The organism is Stenotrophomonas chelatiphaga (assembly GCF_032054965.1).
GTDB lineage: Bacteria > Pseudomonadota > Gammaproteobacteria > Xanthomonadales > Xanthomonadaceae > Stenotrophomonas > Stenotrophomonas chelatiphaga.
Genome location: NZ_DAMBRS010000003.1, coordinates 278,854 through 299,617, shown reverse-complemented (window position 1 = coordinate 299,617; position 20,764 = coordinate 278,854). Strand labels below are relative to the sequence as shown.

The window sequence follows — 20,764 nt, the reverse complement described above, 5'->3', positions numbered from 1 at the left end:
CATCGTCCTCTGTCCTTGGTTGCCACATGGTGCGTTGAAGGCCGCCGCCGCGCCGGCCGGATCGCGCCCAGCGCCCGGCGGTGGTCGCTCGTTATACTAGCGCACCCCTCTGCCCGGCCAAGAAACGACCGCATGTCCGCGACCCCGACCGTTCCGATCACCTTCCAGGGCCTGATCCAGACCCTGAACCAGTTCTGGGCGCAGCAGGGCTGCGTGCTGATCCAGCCGCTCGACCTGGAAGTGGGCGCCGGCACGTTCCACCCGGCGACCTTCCTGCGCGCGATCGGCCCGGAGACCTGGAATGCCGCCTACGTGCAGCCTTCCCGGCGTCCCACCGATGGCCGCTACGGCGACAACCCGAACCGCCTGCAGCGCTACTACCAGTACCAGGTGGCGATGAAGCCGGCGCCGGACAACATCCAGCAGCTGTACCTGGATTCGCTGAAGGCGCTGGGCATCGATCCGCTGGTGCATGACCTGCGGTTCGTCGAAGACAACTGGGAATCGCCGACCCTGGGCGCCTGGGGCCTGGGCTGGGAAGTCTGGCTCAACGGCATGGAAGTGACCCAGTTCACCTACTTCCAGCAGGCCGGTGGCCTGGAGTGCCGCCCGGTGCTGGGCGAGATCACTTACGGTCTCGAGCGCCTGTGCATGTACCTGCAGAACTGCGACAACGTCTACGACCTGGTGTGGACCTATGGTCCGGACGGCACGCCGGTGACCTACGGCGATGTCTACCACCAGAACGAAGTGGAGCAGAGCACCTACAACTTCGAACACGCCGACGTGGAAGAAATGTTCCACCGGTTCGATGCCTGCGAACGCGAAGCGAAGAAGCTGGTCGAACTCGGCCTGCCGCTGCCGGCGTATGAGCAGGTGACCAAGGCCAGCCACGCCTTCAACCTGCTCGATGCGCGCCGTGCGATCAGCGTGACCGAGCGCCAGCGTTACATCCTGCGCGTGCGCGCGCTGGCCCAGGGCGTGGCCCAGGCGTATTACGAACAGCGCGAGAAGTTGGGTTTCCCCGGCGCCAGAACGCAGGCCTGAGTCCCGCACCTTCCCGAACACCCGGGCGCCGGCCGCGTCGCGCGCTGCGCCCCCAACTGGATTGAACCGATGAGCCACCTGTCTCCCCTGCTGATCGAACTGGGCACCGAAGAGCTGCCGGTCAAGGCCCTGCCTGGCCTGTCCCAGGCCTTCTTCGACGGCATCGTCGACGGCCTGCGCAAGCGCGGCGTCGAGGTCGACCTGGGCGATGCGCGTCCGCTGTCCACGCCGCGGCGGCTTGCCGTGCTGCTGCCGGGCGTGGGCACCGAACAACCCGAACAGCACAGCGAAGTGCTGGGCCCGTACCTGAACATCGCACTGGATGCCGACGGCCAGCCGACCAAGGCGCTGCAGGGCTTCGCGGCCAAGGCCGGGATCGACTGGAGCGCGCTGGAAAAGACCAGCGACGCCAAGGGCGAGCGCTTCGTGCACCGTGCGGTGAAGCCGGGTGCGCGCACTGCCGACCTGCTGCCGGACGTGCTGCGCGAGGCGATCGCGGCGATGCCGATCCCCAAGCCGATGCGCTGGGGTGACCATGCGTGGGGCTTCGCCCGCCCGGTGCATTGGCTGGTGCTGCTGCACGGCCCGGACATCGTCGATGCCGAACTGTTCGGCCTGAAGGCCGACCGCATGAGCCGCGGCCATCGTTTCCACCACGACAAGACCGTGTGGCTGACCCAGCCGCTGGATTACGTCGAGTCGCTGCGCTCGGCCTTCGTGCTGGTCGACCCGGCCGAGCGTCGCCAGCGTATCGTCGCGGAAGTTGAAGCCGCTGCCGCCACCGCCGGTGGCAGTGCGCGCATCACCGAGGACAATCTCGGCCAGGTGGTCAACCTGGTGGAGTGGCCGTCGGCAGTACTGTGCAGCTTCGAACGCGCGTTCCTGGCGGTGCCGCAGGAAGCGTTGATCGAGACGATGGAGATCAACCAGAAATTCTTCCCGGTGCTGGATGACGCCGGCAAGCTGACCGAGAAATTCATCGGCATCGCCAACATCGAATCCAAGGACGTGGCCGAGGTCGCCAAGGGCTACGAGCGGGTGATCCGTCCGCGCTTCGCCGATGCCAAATTCTTCTTCGACGAAGACCTCAAGCAGGGGCTGGAGTCGATGGGCGATGGCCTGAAGACCGTGACCTACCAGGCCAAGCTGGGCAGCGTGGCCGACAAGGTCGCGCGCGTGGTTGCGCTGGCCGATGCCATCGCCCCGCAGGTCGGTGCCGACCCCGTGCTGGCCCGGCGTGCCGCGCAGCTGGCCAAGAACGACCTGCAGTCCCGCATGGTCAATGAATTCCCCGAACTGCAGGGGATCGCCGGTCGCCATTACGCGGTGAGCGGTGGCGAGTCGCCGGACGTCGCGCTGGCCATCGATGAGTCCTATCAGCCGCGTTTCGGCGGTGACGACATCGCGCTGTCGCCGCTGGGCAAGGTGCTGGCGATCGCCGAGCGCCTGGATACCTTGGCCGGTGGTTTCGCCGCAGGCCTGAAGCCGACCGGCAACAAGGATCCCTTCGCCCTGCGCCGCAATGCGTTGGGCCTGGCCCGGACGGTCATCGAAAGCGGCTTCGAGCTGGACCTGCGCGCGCTGCTGGCGCAGGCCAATACGGCGCTTGCGCCGCGCAGCGTGCAGGCCGACGTGGCCGAACTGTACGACTTCATCATCGAACGCCTGCGTGGCTATTACGCCGACAAGGGCGTGCCGGCGTCGCAGTTCAACGCGGTGGCCGAACTGAAGCCCGCATCGCTGTATGACTTCGACCGACGTATTGACGCAATCGGCACGTTTGCAGCCTTGCCGGAAGCGCCGGCACTGGCGGCAGCGAACAAGCGCATCGGCAACATCCTGCGCAAGGCCGACATCGAGATCCCCGGGCAGATCGATCCGGCCCTGCTGCAGGAAGACGCCGAACGCGCGCTGGCCGAAGCGGTTGCCGCGGCCATCGACGATACCGGTGCCAGCCTGCAGCAGAAGGACTACGTCAGCGTGCTGGAACGGCTGGCACGCCTGCGCCCGCAGGTGGACGCGTTCTTCGACCAGGTGATGGTCAATGCCGACGACCTGGCCGTGCGCGGCAATCGCCTTGCGCTGCTGAAGCGGCTGGCCGACCGCTTCGATGCGGTGGCATCGCTGGCCCAGCTGTAATCCGGGAACAAACCGGATCCGGGCCAACGTGGGGGCCGCCATGCAGCCCCCAGCTAAAATCGCAATTCGGCTCATAGCCGTCTGCGGCATGACGCAACACCATGTGCGTCATGTCGTACTCCAGCCTCTCCCCACTTTCGCAGGCGCAGGCGTCCACCGTTTCGTACGTGGTGCCACGCGCTGAATCCGTGCTGCTGGTCGCGGGATGCGAGGCCGCGGACGTCGAACTCGGTGCACTGCGCGGTTCGGTCGATGGCCACCATCGCATGGTGATCGAAACCGGCGGCAGCCTGCTGCTGGCCACCGGCGAACGTCCGCTGATGCTGCAGGGCCGCAACCTGCAGGTGCTGCCGTTGCCGGACAGCGCCACGCGCCTGCTTGCCTTCCACGACCACGCCAAAGGCCTGCAGCGCACGCTCGAAGGCGACCGTCGCAGTGCGGCGCTGCTGCCGGTGCGCGGCGCGCTGGACCCCCCACACGCGCCGCAGCACTGGCTTCTGGGTGAACTGCTTGGCGACACGCCGGCGTTCCAGGCCATCGCCGCACGCTGGGCGCGGCGCGAGGTCTACCAGCTGGTGCGCTTCGTACTGGAAAACCCCGATCACGGGGTGCAGAAACTCGCTGATCGCTACGGCCTTTCCGTCGCGCAGTTCCGGCGTATCGGCCGGCGCGCCTTCGGCCGCTCGCTGAAAGAACAGCTCAGGTTGCTGCGCGCCGGCCGCGTACTGCATCGCTACGCCGACACCGGACACACCTTCACCCGCCTGTCGTCGGATTTTGGATTCTCGTCGCCGTCGCACTTCTGCAGCGAGATCAAATCGCTGTTGGGCAGGTCGCCCAGTTCCATCTATCAATCAGTCCACTCCCTGTGAAATCCATGCGCTCTTTCCTCTGCCTGCTCGCACTGCTGGTCGCCGGCTCCCTGCCGCTGCCGACGCTCGCCCAGTCGGCCAGCAATGATGACGTACCGCTTGAAAACACCGCGATCCGTCACCGCAGTGAACTCTCTGCGGAGGCGGCCTTCGTGTCGCGCGGCGATGGGGTGTCGCTGCTGCTGCAGTCGGTTGCCGCCCAGATGGGCCAGCCGGTCATCGTCAGCACCAAGGCGCAGAAGAAGCGCGTACAGGGCAGCTTCCCGCTGCGTGATCCGCGCGCGGTGCTGGACCAGGTCGCGCGCGATGTCGGGCTGATCTGGTACAGCGACGGGCAGACGTTGTACGTGCACGACGCCAGCGAGACACGCAGCGCGATCGGGCACATGCAGCATGCGTCGGTCGCGGTGCTCGAAGACTTCCTTCGCCGCACCCGACTGGCCGACGCGCGCCATGCGCTGCGGGGGGCCGGCAGTGATGGCACGTTCTATGTGTCGGGTTCGCCGGTCTACGTGGGCATCGTGCTGGATGCCGCCCGCTACCTGGACGAGCTCTACCGCCACGCCGACGCACGTGCCGAACACGTGGAAGTGATCGCCCTGCGCAACAGCTTCGCGCAGGGACGGCGCTATGGCATGCGCGGGCAGGACAGCACCCTGCCGGGCATGGCCGACATCCTGGCCAGGGTGCTGGCCGACTCCGGCGTGACCGACATCGTCGTGCGCCGGCCGGCGTCCGACAGCGCCGCCGAAGATCCCGCCTCGGAAACCGCCGCAGCCGCGCGCCAGGGAACCGCGGTGGAACGCCAGGACGTGCGCAGCGCGGCCCGTGCCGCGTCGGCGGAGGCCCAGGCGCCGACCATCGTGGTGTCCTATCCGGAGACCAACAGCCTGATCGTGCGCGGCACGCTGGCGGGTATCCAGAAGGTCAAGCAGCTGGTGGCCGAACTCGACCTGCCGCGCAAGCAGGTTGAGCTGTCACTGTGGATCATCGATGTCCACAAGGAGCAGCTGGACAGCCTCGGGGTCAAATGGAGTGGGCAGGTCGGCATCAGCGGCCGCCTGGCGATCGGATTGAACGCGCCGACCTCCACCCTGGATGGCGAGCGCTTCCTGGCCTCGATCTCGGCGCTGTCCGAACAGGGCCACGCCAGCGTGGTGTCGCGGCCGGTGCTGCTGACCCAGGAAAACGTCCTCGCCCATTTCGACAGCAACAGCACGTTCTACGCGCGCCTGCAGGCCGAGCGTGCCACCTCGCTGGAGGCGGTGACCTACGGGACCATGATCAGCGTGCTGCCACGCGTCTCCGTGGACGAAGAAGTGGAGATGCAGCTGAAGATCGAAGACGGTACCACCAGTGGCGCGGAGGTGGAGGGGCTGCCGGTGATCAACCGCACCACCATCGATACCGTGGCGCGCGTGCCGCATCGGCTCAGCCTGCTGGTGGGCGGCTACACCCGCCAGGAAGAAGCACGCGACCGCACCACCATTCCCGGCCTCGCCAGGATACCGCTGCTGCGCAACGCGTTTCGCCACCGCAGTGGCCGACACAAGGAAACGGTCCGCGTGTTCCTGATCCAACCGCGGGTACGCGCCGGGGCAGAGCTGTCGCCGCGGGATGGCTTCGATAGCATCAACGACCTGGAGCTGCCGCTGCCGGCACAGTACCAGCGCGTCAACGAGAGCATCCGGGAGGCGCTGGATGGCAAGCATTGAGCCAAGCCACGCCCGTCCCGTGCTGCCACCCCAGCGGACCGCACCGCCGGCCGTAAGCACCGCATTCGCCGAAGGCGAGCCCGCCTCGTCCACCGCGGCCATGCGCCGCACCGGGCTGCACCAGCCCGGCGTGCTGCAGCAGGCGCTGGCGATGAGTGATGACCTGGCCGGGCTGGTGTCGAGCATGCGGCGCAACCGTGCACGAGGTGCGGACGAAGGCAGCCCTGTTGTCCAAGCGTGGCACGAGCACGTACTGGATCCGAAGGGACCGGAAAAGCTGGCGGCACTGCGGCTGCAGCTCGACCAGCTGCCTTCGGTCGACCTGGCGACCCTGCGTGGCCTGTTGAGTGCGCTGTTCACTGATCCCAGCGATGCGGTGGCCGTGCTGCGCACGCTGCGTTCCGGTGCCGAACTGGAAGAACTTGCCGAGATCCTGGACGCGCTGGAACAGGAGCTGATGGGCGGCCCTGCACAGGGCACGGCGGTGCGGGCGGGGCTCAACGTCGCGCTGAAGGCGCGGCTGCACGCCGGCCGGCTGGCCGCCAGTCCGGTCCAGCTGCGGCAGTCCTATCGGGAGTTCCTCGGGGGCGGCGAGCCGTTGGACTGCTATGAGGAATGGATCTCCCTGTATGGTTTCGAGCGGCGCAGCCGGGTTGTCGATTTCATCGAACACGCCATGGCCGCCGACATGTATGCGCTGGACCCGTCCTGCAGCCGCATCGAGTTCGGCCAGCTGCTGCAGCGCGCGCGGCAACTCACCACGATCCGTTCGGCCGACCACCTGCTGCTGGCCTGCTGCTGGGATGCAGTGATGATGCAGCGCATCGGTGTCACCCAACCGGCCCTGCTGGCGGCTCTGCTCGCCCTGATACGGCAGGGCGGCGGGCTGCGGAAGCTGTTCGACTCGGTCTTCCAGCAGGTCACCTATGTATTGCATACGACCGACAAGGTGCGATTCGCCCAGAACATGCGGCGCTTCCTGAAAGCGGTGCCGCATGGCCTGTGGCAGACCGTGGAACAGCACCAGGACGCACAGGAGGAAGTGGAGGGGCTGCTTTCGGCAGCCATTGAATCGGAGCGCCAGCAGACCGATGCACGCCACTGGAGGGCCGTCTGATGGCGACGATGTCAAAGCCTGCGCAGGACCTCGGCCAGCTGGCGCGGACCCTGCTGCGTCCGGAGCTGGCGCTGGTGGTGCTGATGGCAGTGATCATCGGCATGCTGATCGTGCCGCTGCCTACCTTCCTGGTGGATCTGTTGATCGGCGTCAACCTGCTGATCGCCATCGTGATCTTCCTCAGCTCGTTCTACGTCGAACGCATCCTCAACTTCTCCACGTTCCCTTCGGTGCTGCTGTTCACCACGCTGATGCGGCTTGCGCTGTCGGTGAGCACCAGCCGGTTGATCCTGGTGGATGCCGATGCGGGTCATATCGTGTCGGCGTTCGGCGAGTTCGTCGTGGCGGACAACCTGGTGGTCGGGTTCGTGATCTTCGCGATCGTCACCATCGTGCAGTTCATCGTCATCACCAAGGGTTCCGAACGCATCGGTGAAGTGGTGGCGCGCTTCTCGCTGGACGGCATGCCGGGCAAGCAGATGGGCATCGATGCCGACCTGCGCGCCGAATCCATCGACGCCGCCGGTGCCAAGCTGCGGCGCCGCGAGGTGGAGAAGGAAAGCCAGTTGTACGGCTCGTACGACGGCGCAATGAAGTTCGTCAAGGGCGACGCCATCGCCGGCATCGTGATTGTCTTCGTCAACCTGTTTGGTGGCATCGCGGTGGGCATGCTGCAGCATGGCATGTCCTTCCAGGAGGCCATGCGGGTCTTTACCCTGCTGACCATCGGCGATGGCCTGGTGGCGCAGATTCCCGCCCTGCTGATCTGCATCAGCGCAGGCTTCGTGGTGACCCGCGTAGGCGGCGAAGAAGGCAACCTGGGTTCCAGCATCATCAAGGAACTCTTCAGCAGCCAGAAAGTGCTGTTCATCACCGGCATCCTGCTGCTGCTGCTGGGCCTGCTGCCGGGCTTCCCGCTGCCGATCTTCCTTGCCCTGGCGGCCGGACTGTTCGCGCTGGCGGCCTGGCGCATGCGTGCGGACGATGCGCCCTCGCAGCAGGCCACCGACAGCGCCGGACGCGCGATCGGCCATGATGGCAAGCCGCTGCCGCCGGGCGCGCCCGGGCAGCTGGCCAATGAAAGCAAGCAGGTCAACGAGACGGTTCCGCTGCTGCTGCTGTTGCCGCCGGCCCACCACGCGAAGTGGCGCAGCGCAGGACTGGAGCGCCAGCTGCGCGAACACCTGCACCTGCGTGTGGGCATGCAGCTGCCTTACATGCTGATGCGTGAGCATGACGATGGCAACCATCGCGTGGTGGTGATGATCAATGAGATCACCGCCGCCAGCGCGGACATCGTGCTGGACCACGTGCGCGTGCTCGCCGACAGCGATGAGCTGGCCATGCTGGATGGCGCCCTCAAGCTGCCCGGCGTCAATGGCGGGCCATCACGGTGCTGGATGCCCGCCGCCATGCAGGATCAGCTGCATGCGATGGGCATGGGCACCCGCAGCGACCAGCAGGAGCTGCAGCAGCTGGTGCACGACGCGCTGATGCGCAACATCGGCGAGCTGTTCGGCATCCAGGAAACCAAGCACCTGCTCGACGACACCGAAAAGCGCTTCCCCGAGCTGCTGAAGGAAGTCCATCGGCACATCCCGGTGCAGCGTGTTTCGGAGGTCCTGCAGCGCCTGCAGCGCGAAGGTGTTTCCATCCGCAACATGAAGATCATCCTTGAAACGCTGGCGCAGTGGGGCCAGCGCGAAAAGGACGTGATCCTGCTCGTGGAACACGTGCGTGGTGGGCTGGCGCGCTACATCTCGTCCCAGCACGCCCGCAACGATCGTATCGCGGCCGTGCTGCTGGCGCCGGAAACCGAGCAGCTGGTGCGCTCCGGCATACGCCAGAGCCAGGGTGCCGCGTTCCTCAACCTGGACCCCGCTCAATCCGAACAGCTGCTGGATCGCATCGTGATCGTCTTCGAGCCGCTGCTCGCAAGCCGACCGGAGGCGCTGCTGCTGGTGGCGCCGGACGTGCGCCGCTTCGTCAAGCGTTTCATTGAAACCCGGCTGCCGGGTCTTGCGGTGCTCTCTTTCTCGGAAATATCCGATGCCGTCTCCCTTGATGTCGTGAGATCCCTATGACGCTCAAAGAAACCCTCTGCCAAGCACTCGATCAACTGGGTGCCAACTCCGGCGACTATCAGTTCGATGATCATTCCACCATCGTCATGTCCTTCGACGATGTCGGAGACATCTATCTCGACCCGCGCGAAGGCGAGCAGGTCTGGCTGTGGGGCGCGATCGAAGAAGTCGGCGCACGCGCCAGCGGCGTGCTGGCCGAACCCTTGCTCGCTGAAGTCATGCGTCCGGTGGCGCATTGGGATGCCGGGGCGATGGTGCTGCGCGAAGACGGCAGGGTAGGCGGGCTGCTGCACCCGGAGTACGTGCACGAGCCGACCCGGTTGGCCGAGGCGCTGCAGGATTTCCACCAGTGCCTTGCGCGGTTGCAGGCCCTTCGATGACGCTGCTGCGTTCTCTCTGGCGATCTGCCGCGCATCCCGCCGCGATCACGGGATCGATGCTGCGCGCGCCGTTGCCGCAGGTGGCGATAGGCGATGTATGTCGGCTGCAGCAGGCAGCACACGACGATACGCCTGCCGGCTCCGGCACCGTCGTGGCGATGGAGCACGGTATTGCGTCGATCGGCCTGCTGCGTGACAGCGCGGGCCTGTCATCGCAGTGCCTGGTGATCCCGACCGGAAACGGACCGACCATCACCGCTTCCGACGCGCTGCTGGGCAGTGTGCTGGACGGCCAGGGCGTGGACGTAGAACGGTTGTCGGCCGCCGTTGCATCGCAGGCGGTGACGCGCCGCATCGATGCGCGCGGGGTGGACTACCGGCGCCGGCGGCCGATCGACGCGCCGTTGTGTACCGGCATCCGTGCCGTGGACAGCCTGCTCACCTGCGGCGAAGGACAGCGCGTGGGCATTTTCGCGGGCGCCGGCGCGGGCAAGACCACGCTGGCCGAGATGCTGCTGGAAAACGCCGACGTGGATGTCAGCGTGGTTGCGCTGGTCGGCGAGCGCGGCCGGGAAGTGGCCGCGCTGGTGGAGCGGCTTCGACATTCCCCGCGCGCCGCACGGACGGTGATCGTACAGGCCACCTCGGATACCGCGCCCGCGCTGCGCAGCCAGGCACCGTTGATCGCCACCACCATTGCCGAACACTTCCGCGACCAGGGCCTGCGGGTGCTGCTGGTGATGGACTCGGTGACCCGCTACGCGCGCGCGCTGCGCGAACTGGCGCTCGGCGCAGGCGAGCCCCCCGCCCGCCGTGGCTTCCCGGCATCGGTATTCGAAGCGCTGCCGCGGTTGCTGGAACGCAGCGGGCGCACCGAGACCGGCTGCATCACCGCCTTCTACACGGTGCTGCTGGAAGACGAACAGGATGCCGACCCCATCGGCGAAGAAGTGAAATCGCTGCTGGACGGCCACCTTTACCTGAGCAGCCGCCTGGCCGGTCGTGGTCACTTGCCGGCGCTGGACGTGCTGCGCAGCGGAAGCCGGCTGTTCACCAGCCTGGCAGCGCCGGCCCAGCAACAGGCCGCCGCGCGGATACGCAGCCTGCTGGGCACCCTGGAGGACCTGCAGCTGATGCGCGACCTGGGTGAATACACCCCGGGGGTCAGCGCGGTCTATGACAAGGCGGTGGCCAGCGAAGCTGCATTGATGGCCTTCCTGCGCCAAGGGCAGCAGGAACGGAGCGCCCTGCCGCGCACGCTGGAGGCGCTGCATGAACTCGCCCGCTGAGCTGCGTGGAAGGCAACTGGTGAAGTTGAAGCAGGCGCAACGGCAGTTGTCACTGCTGTCGGCGCAGGCGCAGCAGCAGGTCGCCGCCGCCCGGCGCGAAGAAGCGGCAGGGCTGCGTGCGTCGGCCAGCGAAACCTTGGACTGTGCCGTGCTGCAACCGGAAACCGGGCTAAGCCGCAGCCTGCTGTTCGATCGCCTGCGTCTCCTCGCGGTAGCGCGTGCGCAGGCGCTGGAAGCCGGCCATGCAGCCAGCGACCTGGAGGCCGACGCCACGCAGTGCGAGGCCGAAGAGGCGCAACAGCGCCAGCGCGCCGCGCTGCAGTTCCGCAAGCAGAAGAAGCTTGAGCACTGGCACCACCGCCAGCGTCGCGAGGCCAACCGGCGTCGCGAGCTGCGTCTTTATACCCAACAACTGGATGAGCTCACATGTCGTCGCCGATCCCCGCGCTGAACCCGGCGCGCTGCCACGATCACCCCATCCCGGTCGCCGCAGTGGTGCCGTTGTCGCGCCGTGCGCAACAGTCCACCGACGCACCGGCCGAAGAATCGCTCGACAGCGTGGCGCTGCCGGAGGAGCGCGCCGACCCGGCGCATGAGCTGCCGGACGACCTTCCGGTTGCGGACGGCAATCTGTTCGTAGCCGGCAGTGTCGTGGTCGCGCCGCGGGCGATGCCCCTCGGCAATGCGCTGCCCCTGCCCGCCGACACGCGCGGCCCCGGCTGGCGCCGGCCCGACGACGCAGCTGCCGGCGCCGGTCGTGCCGCATCGGGTCGGTACGTGCTACCGATGCGGGCGCCGGCCGAGCGGCCGGCACACGCGGCGCCGCAGCCGGATGCCAGTGTGCCTGGCGGTGACGACAACCCTGGTCACACGCAGGGATCACCCTTGCGCACACCGGCACCGGCACCGCTGTCGCCCGACGTGGCCCGGGCCTTCGCGCCGGTTGCCAGGCACCTGCTTGCCGCGCGGGTGGACCCCCATCTTCCAGCACGCGGCCCTGCGGCCGCGACGCCGTTGGCGGCGACGGCGCTCGGCCCCCTCTCCGACGACCGCGTCGTAGAACCCGCCACTTCGCCGCAGCATCAAACGCTGCAGCCTGCATCGGAAAAACAGACGCCGCTGCTGCACGCTGCAGGTCACGCGCCCGCACCGCTCCACGCGGACGGGGCCCGCCGCCCCGGCGTCAGCTTGCCCACGGCGAAACCCGACCCTGCGCGGGCCGAGCTGCCCGCAGCCGTCCTGGCACCGCGCATCGCCACGGTCAGCGTGCCGTTCAGCAGTTGGGGACCGGGCCACCACGTCACGGCCAGCTGGGTGCCGGTCGCAGTCTCCGGCCAACTGCCGTCGATGACCCTGCGCAGCACCAGTGAGTCCGCGCAACGCGCCATCGGCAGCGCGTTGGCCGCCAGCGACCCGCTGGCAGCGGGCGGCCTGCAGCTCACCGCGGCAGACAGCGCCGACGACGGCACCTCGGGCCGCCGCCAGGCCCCTGATGTGCCGGAAGACGAAGAATGAGCCGGCCGCTTGCCCTGCTGGCCCGGATCGATCCGCAGACGCTGCACATGCAGCAGCTGCAGCATGCGTTGCGCGGCTGTGGTGTGGACGCGCACACAAGCACGCCGCCGCCGTCTACGTGCCTGCGCTTCCAGCTGGCATCGGGGGGCGGGGCGATGGTCTGCCGTGTCGATGCAAACGACTGGGCGGCCGTGCATCTGCCGGGCCTGGTCGGGCTGGACTGGACCGCGATGGACCCGCTGGTACTGGCGGGCCTGACCGACGTGCAGCACCCGCTGCAGTTCGCGCATGACGCCCTTCGCTATGACCACGCGCAGGCGCTGCCGGCGTCTACCGCAGCGCCCGAATCCCTTGGCCTGACGACCGTGCCTGCGGCGGAAGGCGCGGTGTGGATCGAATCGTGGACTGCACCGCTTCCGCAGGCGACGCAGGCGCCGCGCCTGCCCGCCGCGCTGGCGTTACCCATCCGCCTGCAATTGGGCGCGACTGCGCTGACGCTGCGGCAGCTGCGGCGCCTGCATGGCGGCGACATCGTGCTGATTTCCGACCCCGCAGCGCGTGCCTGGCGCGGCCGCCGCCCGCTGTTCGATTTCCACCTCCAGACGGATTCCCTGCTCGTGACCACTGTCCATTTCCCTGCCCATGCCGGCGTTGCTACGCCCGGGTCTCTCCTGCCGTCGGACGAACCCATGCTGGAAACAGCCGACCTTCAGGACCTGCCTCTGGAACTGCACGTGCTGCTGTGCCGCATCGACCTCTCGCTGGGTGAGCTGGCCGGGCTGCAGGAAGGCAGCGTGGTGATCCTGCCTGAAAAGGCCATCGAGCGCGTCCAGTTGCTGCACAACGGACGCCCGCTGGTGACCGGTGAGCTGGTGCAGGTGGGTGAACGCCTTGCCGTGAAGCTTGCGCAGGCGCCGAGGCTGACATGAGCGTCGTGCACATCAACAACGATGTGTCGCTGATCGCAATACTGGCGGCGGCCGCGATGCTGCCGTTCCTGGTAGCGGTGGGTACCTGCTACATCAAGTTCAGCGTGGTGTTCACCCTGATCCGCAACGCACTGGGCCTGCAGCAGGTGCCGTCCAACATGGTCATCAATGCGCTGTCGCTGATCCTTGCCTTCTATGTCATGCACCCGATCGTCAACTCGGTGAGCACGGCCTACCAGGAGCTTGGCCAGCCGCTGACCACGGTGCAGGAAACTACGGATTTCCTCGACGGCAGCCTCGGCGAATACCGTGCCTACCTCGCCCGGCATGCCGACCCGGAACTGCTGCGCTTCTTCGAGCGGGCGCAGGTCACCGACGGCGCGGACGTTCCGCCGGCCGATCTCGCCGCCGAAGAGCGCTCGCTGTTCGCGCTGTTGCCCGCCTACGCGTTGAGCGAGCTGAAAGACGCGTTCCTGATGGGCTTCTACCTGTACCTGCCGTTCGTCGTGGTGGATCTGGTGGTGTCCAGCATCCTGCTTGCGCTGGGCATGATGATGATGAGCCCGGTCACCATCTCCGCGCCGATCAAACTGATCCTGTTCGTGGTACTGGATGGCTGGAGCCTGCTGTCGCAGGGACTGGTGCTGCAATACCTGGACGTGCCGGTATGACCCGGGGGAGGCCATCGGCGGTCCGCGGGCAGGGCGCACGGCCATGAACGAACTGATGGCGATCGGCAACAAGACCCTGATGCTGGTGCTGATGTTGTCGGCAGGCCCGGTGATCGTTGCGACCGTGGTGGGCCTGCTGATCGGCCTGTTCCAGACCGTGACCCAACTGCAGGAACAGACCCTTCCGTTCGGCGCGAAGATGCTCGCCGTGGTGGTGACGGTGCTGGTGATGCTGGGGTGGATGGCGCGCACGTTGATTGACTTCGGCAGCCTGGTATTCGGCCGCGCGCTGGGGGTGTAATGCAGATCGGCCTGAGCCCGCTGGATGGTGCGTTGCTGGAGGCGCTCGGTGAGTACGCCGTGCCTGCGACGCTGGGCCTGGCCCGGCTGCTGGCGTGCTTTGCCTGGCTGCCGTACCTGTCCAGTGGCGCGGTTCCCTCGCGCATGGTCAGGACGGTGCTGGCGCTGGCGGTGCTGATCGGTCTATGGCCGGTCACCGAGTCCCTGCAGCGCCCGGTGGACATGCCGTCGCTGGCGCTGGCCGCACTGCGTGAAGCCATGGCCGGCACCGTGCTGGGGATGCTGCTTGCGCTGCCTTACCACGTCTTCCATGCCATCGGTTCGGTGATCGACACCCAGCGCGGTGCCGGCGTCGGCGCGATGCTCGACCCGCTCACCGGCGTGGAGGCCACCGAAATGGCCAACCTGCTGCAGATGATGAGCGCGGTGGTGTTCCTGGTGGCGGGCGGGCTGGTGCCGTTGCTGGAGGCCATCCAGGGCAGCTATGTGCTGGTGCCGATGGGGGGCGGCTTCCTGCCGGAGCTGTCCAGCATCCATTCGTTCGTGGATATCGTGCTGTCGGCGGCGATGCGCATGGCCGCGCCCGTGCTGCTGCTGTTGCTGCTGGTGGAAATCCTGTTGGGCGTGATCTCCCGCTTCGCGCAGCAGCTCAACGCCTTCTCCGTATCGCTGTCGGTCAAGTCGGTGCTGGCGTTCGCCGCGATGCTGGTCTATCTGATGCTGGCCATGACCGACCAGGTACCTGCCTTGTGGCGGCAGTATCCGGCGCTGCGCGGCCTGCTGCCCGGGGTGCCGGGATGAGTTCCGGCGCCAGCGAGAAAACCGAGAAGCCGACCGCGCAGCGGCTGGAAAAAGAGGGCAGGAAGGGCAAGTCATTCAACAGCCGTGACCTGGTCGCCGCCAGCGTGCTGTGGCTGGGACTTCCGGCGATCGCGCTGCTCGGTTCGCTGGCGCCGTTGGCGCAGCTGTACGTGGACATCGTGCGCGGCGGGTTCGCCATCACGCCCACCGCTGCGGCATTGGCGGCGTTGAAGGGGTTGTTGCTGGCGCTGGCCCCGGTGCTGCTGGCGGCAGCGGTGGGTGTGGTGATCTGTTCGCTGGCGATGAGCAGGGGACGCATTGCCACCGAAGCGATCCGCTTTGATCTGAACAAGCTCAATCCCATCAACGGCTTCAAGAACCTGTTCTCCGCCCGGGTGCTGAAGGACCTGCTGCGCACCGTGCTGTACCTGCTGTGCTGCGGGCTGTTTGCCTGGCTGGCGCTGGGCATCTGGGGCACCGATCTGTTCAGTCAGGTGCAGGCCGGCGATGCACAGCTCGTCGCCGTCTGGCGGCACGTGGCGCTGCTGTTCGGCCTGGGCCTGCTGCTGGCAATGGCGCCGGTGTACCTGCTCGCCGGCTGGCTGGACCACTTCCTCTTTATCCGGGAAATGAAGATGGAAAAGCACGAGGTCAAGCGCGAGCGCAAGGACAACGAAATCAAGCCGGAGATCAAGAAGCGCCGGCAGCAGGTCAACGACGAGCTGTCGGCGCAGGTAGAGGCCGACACCCGCGGCTCCACCGTTGTGCTGGCCAATCCCACCCATATCGCCGTCGGCATTTTCCTGATGGACGACGACACGCCGCTGCCGTTCGTGGCAGTGCGTGAGCGGGGCGCGCGCGCCCGCAAGGTGATCGCGCTGGCCGAAGCCAACGGGGTCCCGGTGGTACGCGATATCAAGCTGGCGCGCGACGTCTACTTCAGCACCCGCCGCTACCAGTTCGTGCACGACCGCAGCATCGATCCGGTGATGCAGATCGTCCGCTGGCTGCGCGACGTGGAGCGTGCCGGAAAGCCGGACGCGGACCCTGACGCCGTGCCGCCCGATTCGTCCGATTGACCCCCTGTCCCACCACTGGAGCACTGCATGACCATTGACATCGATCCGACCCGCTCCCCGGAGTCCCCTGCCGAGGACCAGGACATCACCCGGCTGATTCTGGAAGGGTTGCGTGAGGGCGCCACGGTTGCCGACCTCAAGGGGGTGAGCCGCGACACCCTGGAAGGGGTGTATGCCATCGCCCACCGCTACTACGAAAACGGACAACTGGACGAGGCCGAAGCGTTCTTCCGCTTCCTGTGCCTGTACGACTTTTACAACGCCGACTATGCCTTGGGCATGGGGGCGGTACTGCACCTCAAGCGTGAATACGAGAAAGCCATCGGCATGTACGCGGTGGCCCAGGCGCTGAACCTGAGCGATGACCGTGCGATGTTCCATGTCGGCCAGTGCCACCTCGCACTGGGACGGTCGAGCAAGGCCCGGGAATGTTTCGAAGCGGTTGCAGCACGCGCCGTGGGCAACGACCTGGGGACGCGCTCGGCGGCCTATCTGAAGGTGTTGAAGGAGGCCCCGGACGCCGCTGACAGCACCGACACCGACGCCACCGAGGACGCATGAGCGGCGGCTGACAGACAGGCGTCACAGCGCCACGGAGCGTGCCCGTACACGGGCGGAAACTGAAAGCCGTGGCGCTTTCGCATCGGGATACTCACCGCACTGAATCCGTTGCCCGCCGCCACAGTGCAGTCCTGCACGGCGTCGGCCCAACCCGGCCTGGCCGGCCGTCACCGCAGAAGGATCACCCATGCCCATGTCCCTATCACCCGTACCCGCAGCGCCGCTTCCCCTGGTGCTCCGTCGCAGCGGCCACGAGTCCGCCATCCAGGCCGCCCAGGGGTTTGGCGCCAGTCTGCCCGCCGCACAGCTTGAACGGATCAATGCCGAGGTATTCGCGACCTTCGCCGCCAGCACGCCGCGCGACGCGGGTAATCCCCAACCCAACAATGACGCGGTGGCCCTGCGCACCCCCGACCTGGCCCGGCTGCACCGCGCCGCCGGCGACGAAGGCCGGCGCATGTCGCCGGAGAGCCTGCTGACCCTGTGGCTGGGCAAGCTGCAGGCGGCCCTTGGTGACCAGCGACTTGATCGGGTCGAGCAGCGGCTGCAGACCTACCGGATCCAGCTGCTGGCACGTGCGCAGCGCGCCGAAAACCTGTCGGCCGAGATGCAGGCCGCGCTCGACGCTGCGATGGCGGCACAGGACGCGGCGGAGGCCGCAGCGGGTGAAGCCGGTGCCCAGGAAGGGGCCCTGGAAGCGGCGCGCGAGCACGTCCAGCGGCTGCAGAGCGAGCTGGACGCACTGGATCCGTCCGACCCGGCCGCTGCAGCAAAGCGGGCTGAACTTGCGGCTGCGCGTGAGGTGCTGCAGCAGGCGCAGTCGCGTTTCGAAGCGGCATCCAAGGCGCTCTACGAGGCCGTTGCCGTGCTGGATGCCAGGCTGGGTGAACTGGACGAGGTGGAGGCAACGCTGCGCGGCTTCAACCACGACCAGCCGATGATGGCCGGCGACGGCGAGCGGAAACTGAACGCGACCGACACGCTGGCCATGCTGATGGGAATCATCAGCCAGCTGATGGGAAAGCACGCTGACAACACCCTGAAGAGCATGAGTGAGGTCACCATCCAGACCATCAAGGCGCGCCAGGCGAAGGAGCGCGAGCGCATCCGCCAGCACGATGAAGAACTGCAGCGCGCACGCGATGCGCAGAAGAAGACCGGCTGCGCCGGAAAGATCTTCGGCTGGATCGGTGCCGCGATAGGTGCGGTCGCAAGCATCGGCGCCATCGTGGTCGGCGCGCTGCACGGCAACGTGGCGCTGATCGCCGGCGGTGTGATGGGGATGATGCTCACCATCGACAGCATCGTCGGCATGACCACCGGATTCTCGGTGGTCGGCAAGGTGGTGGAGCAGCTTGGCAAGGTGATTGCCAGCGCGCTGATCGCTTTCGGGGTCGCTGCGGATGCCGCCAGGCAGATCGGTTCGATCGTTGCCACGGTGCTGGTGGTCGTGGCGATCGTGGCCGCGATGATCATCACCGGCAATCTGGCGGCAGCAGGCCGCGCCGCAGCGAACGCGGCAAAGACGGCAGTGGAAACCACGGCGATGACCGCGGCCCAGATGGTGGAGCAGGCCACGAAGGTGCTGCAGTTCGTGGCGCTCGCGGCGGGTGCCATCGGCCAGACCGTGCACGACGTCGGCCAGGTGATCGTCGCCGGCATCATGATCGAGGTCAAGAAGCTGCTGAAACTCATCCAGGAAAGCCTGTTCGGCAGCCAGGTGCTGCAGGACATGATGCGGATGATCGCCGAGGCAGGAAGCAAGACCCATCGCCTCGCATTTGAGCTGGTAGCGCAGATGAGCGAGGTCCAGCAGGACCGCGCGGATACGACCGCACACATCATCGGCCACATACGCAACCGCGCCTGAAAACAGCGACGCCGCCTCTTCTTACAGGAAACATTCCAATGAACCCGATCTCTGCAAACCTGCAACTGCCTTCGCAGCACGCCACCGCGCCGCGGGACACCCGCGCCGCGCCCGCCTCGCCGGATGCAGAGCAGGCGCGCCGCGCGGCCGAAGCCGCGGTACAGCACACGGTGCGCCTGCAGCTTGACGCGTCCCGTCGTACTGCGCCCCAGCTTGCCTTGCCGGCTGCCACCGCCGTCGGGGTCGGCGCGCTGCTGCCGCTGATCGTCGGACAGCATCCGGCCATGGTGCCGGGCGCGACCGCAGAAGCGTTCGCCACGCTGCACCGGACCGCCGCGTTGCATGCCGCGGGTGAGGACCACACGGCTGCCCTGACCGAGCAGGCGCAGCAGCTGGTACGGCAGGTCGCCGGCGAAGGCGAGCTTGTGCTGCCCAGCCGGACCGAGATGCGCGCGCTGGCCGGCGATGGCGAAGGGCTGCAGACCGATCCTGCGTGGCTGCGCGAGGTACTCGACGATGAACCTTCCGTTCGTGCGGCGCTGGACGAAGCGGCGCAGCAGGCTGACGAGCCCAGGTGGGGCGGCATGGGTGGCAACCCGCGCACCGATTTCGTGCTGGTGCTGGTCGCCCTGCTGATGAAAATGAGCGCCAGCCAGCGCGAGCAGGCGGTCGCCATGGTGCACCTGGCGGTGCAGTCGTTGGCCGCGATGACCCAGAGCATGGTGGACAGCGCGAAATCCAACCAGGCGGCGAAGATCACCGCTGCCGTGGTGGGCGGGTTCGTGGCGGCGGCCGGCGTCGGCATGGCCGGGGTCGGTGCCTACAAGGGCGTGCAGAACCTGCGCACCAACAAGATGGCGGCAGACGCCTCCAACGCCGAAGCCAACCGCCTCAACCACCAGACCGCAGTCGGCATGAACAACGCACCGGCCGGCGCCACGGCACGCCCGTCGCACCTGGAGGCCCTGCGCCAGCGTCCGCAGGCGCTGCAGGAAGCGGCCGCGGTGCACGAGACGCAGTACGCCATCAACAACACCGAGCTCGGCGTGCTCAACAACGCGGCGCAGGCGGTCACGAACACTGGCGCCAGCATCGGTACCGCAGCGGCCACGCCGCTCGACCTCCAGAGCAAAGATCACGACGTGGATTCCGAGCGCGACCGTGTCAGCAAGGACATCCAGGTCGATCTCGGCAGCAAGACCAACCAGGATGCCAGCAAGACCGGCGAGAGCCAGCAGGCGATGTTCGCCACGCTGGTCAGCATGGAACAGGACAACTACGACGCCGCGAAACACATCGTCAGCAACATGCGCCGCTGACCGCCCCACCCACTTCCGGGTCCGGGGCGCATCGCGCGCCGGCCCCTGCCACGGAGCATTCCATGCCCATTGAAGCCAGCCTTCCCCTCGCCCGCAGTCCGGCGCCGTCATTCCTCCCTGCAGAACGCGGCGCGGTGACCGCGCTGGTCGCCGAGCAGCCCGCCCCCATGCGGCGGGCGTCCGCCTCGCCACTGTTGGCCCACATCGCCCGCTTCGCCGATGGCAGCCCGCTGCCAGCAGCCGATGTCGAGGCCATGCTGCAGCTTGCGACCCACCAGGAGTCGCTGTCACTGGAAAGAAAGCGGGCGCCGGCCGCCGATGCGCTGCGCCATTCGCCCTGGCCGGCGCTCGCCGACGCCGAACCGGGCGATGAGCACGCACAGCAGGTGATGCAGGAAGCGCGCCGCGCCCTGCATGAACTGCTTCCGCAGCGCCTGCTGCAGGATGCCGAGCAACGTGTAGGAGGATCGCACAGCGATTTCTTCAAGGAGATCGCCGCGCTGATCAGCCGGCTTGATGCGGACTGGATCAGCAGGTACAGCGAGATGCTGGCGGGATACGTGGAGTTCTATAGGGAACTCACCGATGCGCTCAAGGATCTCGGCAAGAAACTGCCGCCGCCGGACAAGGACGGGAACATCGAGTTCGATCCCACGGACCTGCACGAGGCCTTCGATGCCCTGAAGGAGAAATGGTCCAAGCAGGGCTTCGGTCCTGTATACGAAAATCAAGCGGACGCGCAGGCGTTTCTCGATGAGCTGGGTATCGAGGGCCTGAAGATCATCGCGACCGACCCCGGCCCTGGCTGGCAGGTCAGCATCGATCCTGACCTCATTACGGATCTGGCCAGCGTGTTCCCTGACAGCGCCGGCAAAGTCAGTGCGAGTGCACTGAACGAAATGATGACCCAGAAGGAAATCATGATGGAGCGCTTCAACTTCATCAACCGGGCGTTGCCTGAGAAGTATCAGCGGCAGCTGCAGAGCTGGGACATGCTGGTGAAGATCCTCAGCAGCACGATCGACGCGGTGACCGAAGGCGATCGCGCGGTCATCCAGGCAATGGCAGGCTAAGAG

Annotated in this window: 19 protein-coding genes; all 19 read left to right on the top strand. The window is 67.1% G+C overall.

The window, feature by feature from the left end; translation table 11 throughout:
• Positions 1-132 precede the first annotated feature (132 nt).
• The 19 genes from glyQ to RTX79_RS07410 all read left to right on the top strand — a co-directional run bounded on the left by glyQ (position 133) and on the right by RTX79_RS07410 (position 20,761).
• Positions 133-1,047, top strand: coding sequence for a glycine--tRNA ligase subunit alpha (gene glyQ, locus RTX79_RS07500; protein ID WP_057507053.1), 915 nt, complete (start codon positions 133-135; stop codon positions 1,045-1,047).
• Between the two features lie 69 nt (positions 1,048-1,116).
• Positions 1,117-3,186: a glycine--tRNA ligase subunit beta gene (glyS, locus tag RTX79_RS07495; RefSeq protein ID WP_123700035.1), complete on the top strand. Its 2,070-nt coding sequence runs from the start codon at positions 1,117-1,119 to the stop codon at positions 3,184-3,186.
• 110 nt (positions 3,187-3,296) lie between these two features.
• Positions 3,297-4,058, top strand: a complete 762-nt coding sequence (locus tag RTX79_RS07490) for a helix-turn-helix domain-containing protein (RefSeq protein WP_312683011.1) — start codon at positions 3,297-3,299, stop codon at positions 4,056-4,058.
• Positions 4,059-4,063: 5 nt separating this feature from the next.
• Complete coding sequence (sctC, locus tag RTX79_RS07485; protein ID WP_312683010.1) at positions 4,064-5,773, top strand: type III secretion system outer membrane ring subunit SctC; 1,710 nt, start codon at positions 4,064-4,066, stop codon at positions 5,771-5,773.
• On the top strand, positions 5,760-6,890 hold the full coding sequence (gene sctW / locus RTX79_RS07480; RefSeq protein WP_312683008.1) for a type III secretion system gatekeeper subunit SctW: 1,131 nt from the start codon (positions 5,760-5,762) through the stop codon (positions 6,888-6,890). The genes sctC and sctW overlap by 14 nt, the downstream gene beginning before the upstream one ends.
• Positions 6,890-8,974: an EscV/YscV/HrcV family type III secretion system export apparatus protein gene (locus tag RTX79_RS07475; protein WP_312683007.1), complete on the top strand. Its 2,085-nt coding sequence runs from the start codon at positions 6,890-6,892 to the stop codon at positions 8,972-8,974. The genes sctW and RTX79_RS07475 overlap by 1 nt, the downstream gene beginning before the upstream one ends.
• Positions 8,971-9,354: a hypothetical protein gene (locus RTX79_RS07470; protein WP_312683006.1), complete on the top strand. Its 384-nt coding sequence runs from the start codon at positions 8,971-8,973 to the stop codon at positions 9,352-9,354. The genes RTX79_RS07475 and RTX79_RS07470 overlap by 4 nt, the downstream gene beginning before the upstream one ends.
• The gene (locus RTX79_RS07465) at positions 9,351-10,643 is read left to right on the top strand and encodes a FliI/YscN family ATPase (RefSeq protein WP_312683005.1); all 1,293 of its coding nucleotides are present in this window, start codon (positions 9,351-9,353) and stop codon (positions 10,641-10,643) included. Before RTX79_RS07470 ends, RTX79_RS07465 begins: the two co-directional genes overlap by 4 nt.
• Entirely contained in the window at positions 10,627-11,094 is a 468-nt protein-coding gene (locus RTX79_RS07460) for a hypothetical protein (protein WP_312683004.1), read from the top strand. The genes RTX79_RS07465 and RTX79_RS07460 overlap by 17 nt, the downstream gene beginning before the upstream one ends.
• Complete coding sequence (locus tag RTX79_RS07455; RefSeq protein WP_312683003.1) at positions 11,070-12,158, top strand: hypothetical protein; 1,089 nt, start codon at positions 11,070-11,072, stop codon at positions 12,156-12,158. The genes RTX79_RS07460 and RTX79_RS07455 overlap by 25 nt, the downstream gene beginning before the upstream one ends.
• On the top strand, positions 12,155-13,087 hold the full coding sequence (locus tag RTX79_RS07450; protein WP_312683002.1) for a FliM/FliN family flagellar motor switch protein: 933 nt from the start codon (positions 12,155-12,157) through the stop codon (positions 13,085-13,087). Before RTX79_RS07455 ends, RTX79_RS07450 begins: the two co-directional genes overlap by 4 nt.
• On the top strand, positions 13,084-13,758 hold the full coding sequence (locus RTX79_RS07445; RefSeq protein ID WP_312683001.1) for an EscR/YscR/HrcR family type III secretion system export apparatus protein: 675 nt from the start codon (positions 13,084-13,086) through the stop codon (positions 13,756-13,758). The genes RTX79_RS07450 and RTX79_RS07445 overlap by 4 nt, the downstream gene beginning before the upstream one ends.
• A 43-nt stretch (positions 13,759-13,801) precedes the next feature.
• Positions 13,802-14,059 (top strand): type III secretion system export apparatus subunit SctS, encoded by a 258-nt coding sequence (gene sctS, locus RTX79_RS07440; RefSeq protein ID WP_309682186.1) that lies wholly within the window; start codon positions 13,802-13,804, stop codon positions 14,057-14,059.
• Positions 14,059-14,859 carry a type III secretion system export apparatus subunit SctT gene (gene sctT, locus RTX79_RS07435; protein WP_312683000.1) on the top strand — a complete coding sequence of 267 codons (801 nt, stop codon included), beginning with the start codon at positions 14,059-14,061 and terminating at the stop codon, positions 14,857-14,859. The genes sctS and sctT overlap by 1 nt, the downstream gene beginning before the upstream one ends.
• Entirely contained in the window at positions 14,856-15,938 is a 1,083-nt protein-coding gene (locus RTX79_RS07430; RefSeq protein ID WP_312682999.1) for an EscU/YscU/HrcU family type III secretion system export apparatus switch protein, read from the top strand. The genes sctT and RTX79_RS07430 overlap by 4 nt, the downstream gene beginning before the upstream one ends.
• A gap of 27 nt (positions 15,939-15,965) precedes the next feature.
• Entirely contained in the window at positions 15,966-16,499 is a 534-nt protein-coding gene (locus RTX79_RS07425) for a SycD/LcrH family type III secretion system chaperone (protein WP_312682998.1), read from the top strand.
• A gap of 193 nt (positions 16,500-16,692) precedes the next feature.
• Positions 16,693-18,369, top strand: a complete 1,677-nt coding sequence (sctE, locus tag RTX79_RS07420) for a type III secretion system translocon subunit SctE (protein ID WP_312682997.1) — start codon at positions 16,693-16,695, stop codon at positions 18,367-18,369.
• 38 nt (positions 18,370-18,407) lie between these two features.
• Complete coding sequence (locus RTX79_RS07415) at positions 18,408-19,688, top strand: hypothetical protein (RefSeq protein WP_312682996.1); 1,281 nt, start codon at positions 18,408-18,410, stop codon at positions 19,686-19,688.
• Positions 19,689-19,822: 134 nt separating this feature from the next.
• The gene (locus RTX79_RS07410) at positions 19,823-20,761 is read left to right on the top strand and encodes an IpaD/SipD/SspD family type III secretion system needle tip protein (RefSeq protein ID WP_312682995.1); all 939 of its coding nucleotides are present in this window, start codon (positions 19,823-19,825) and stop codon (positions 20,759-20,761) included.
• The last annotated feature ends 3 nt before the right edge of the window (positions 20,762-20,764 follow it).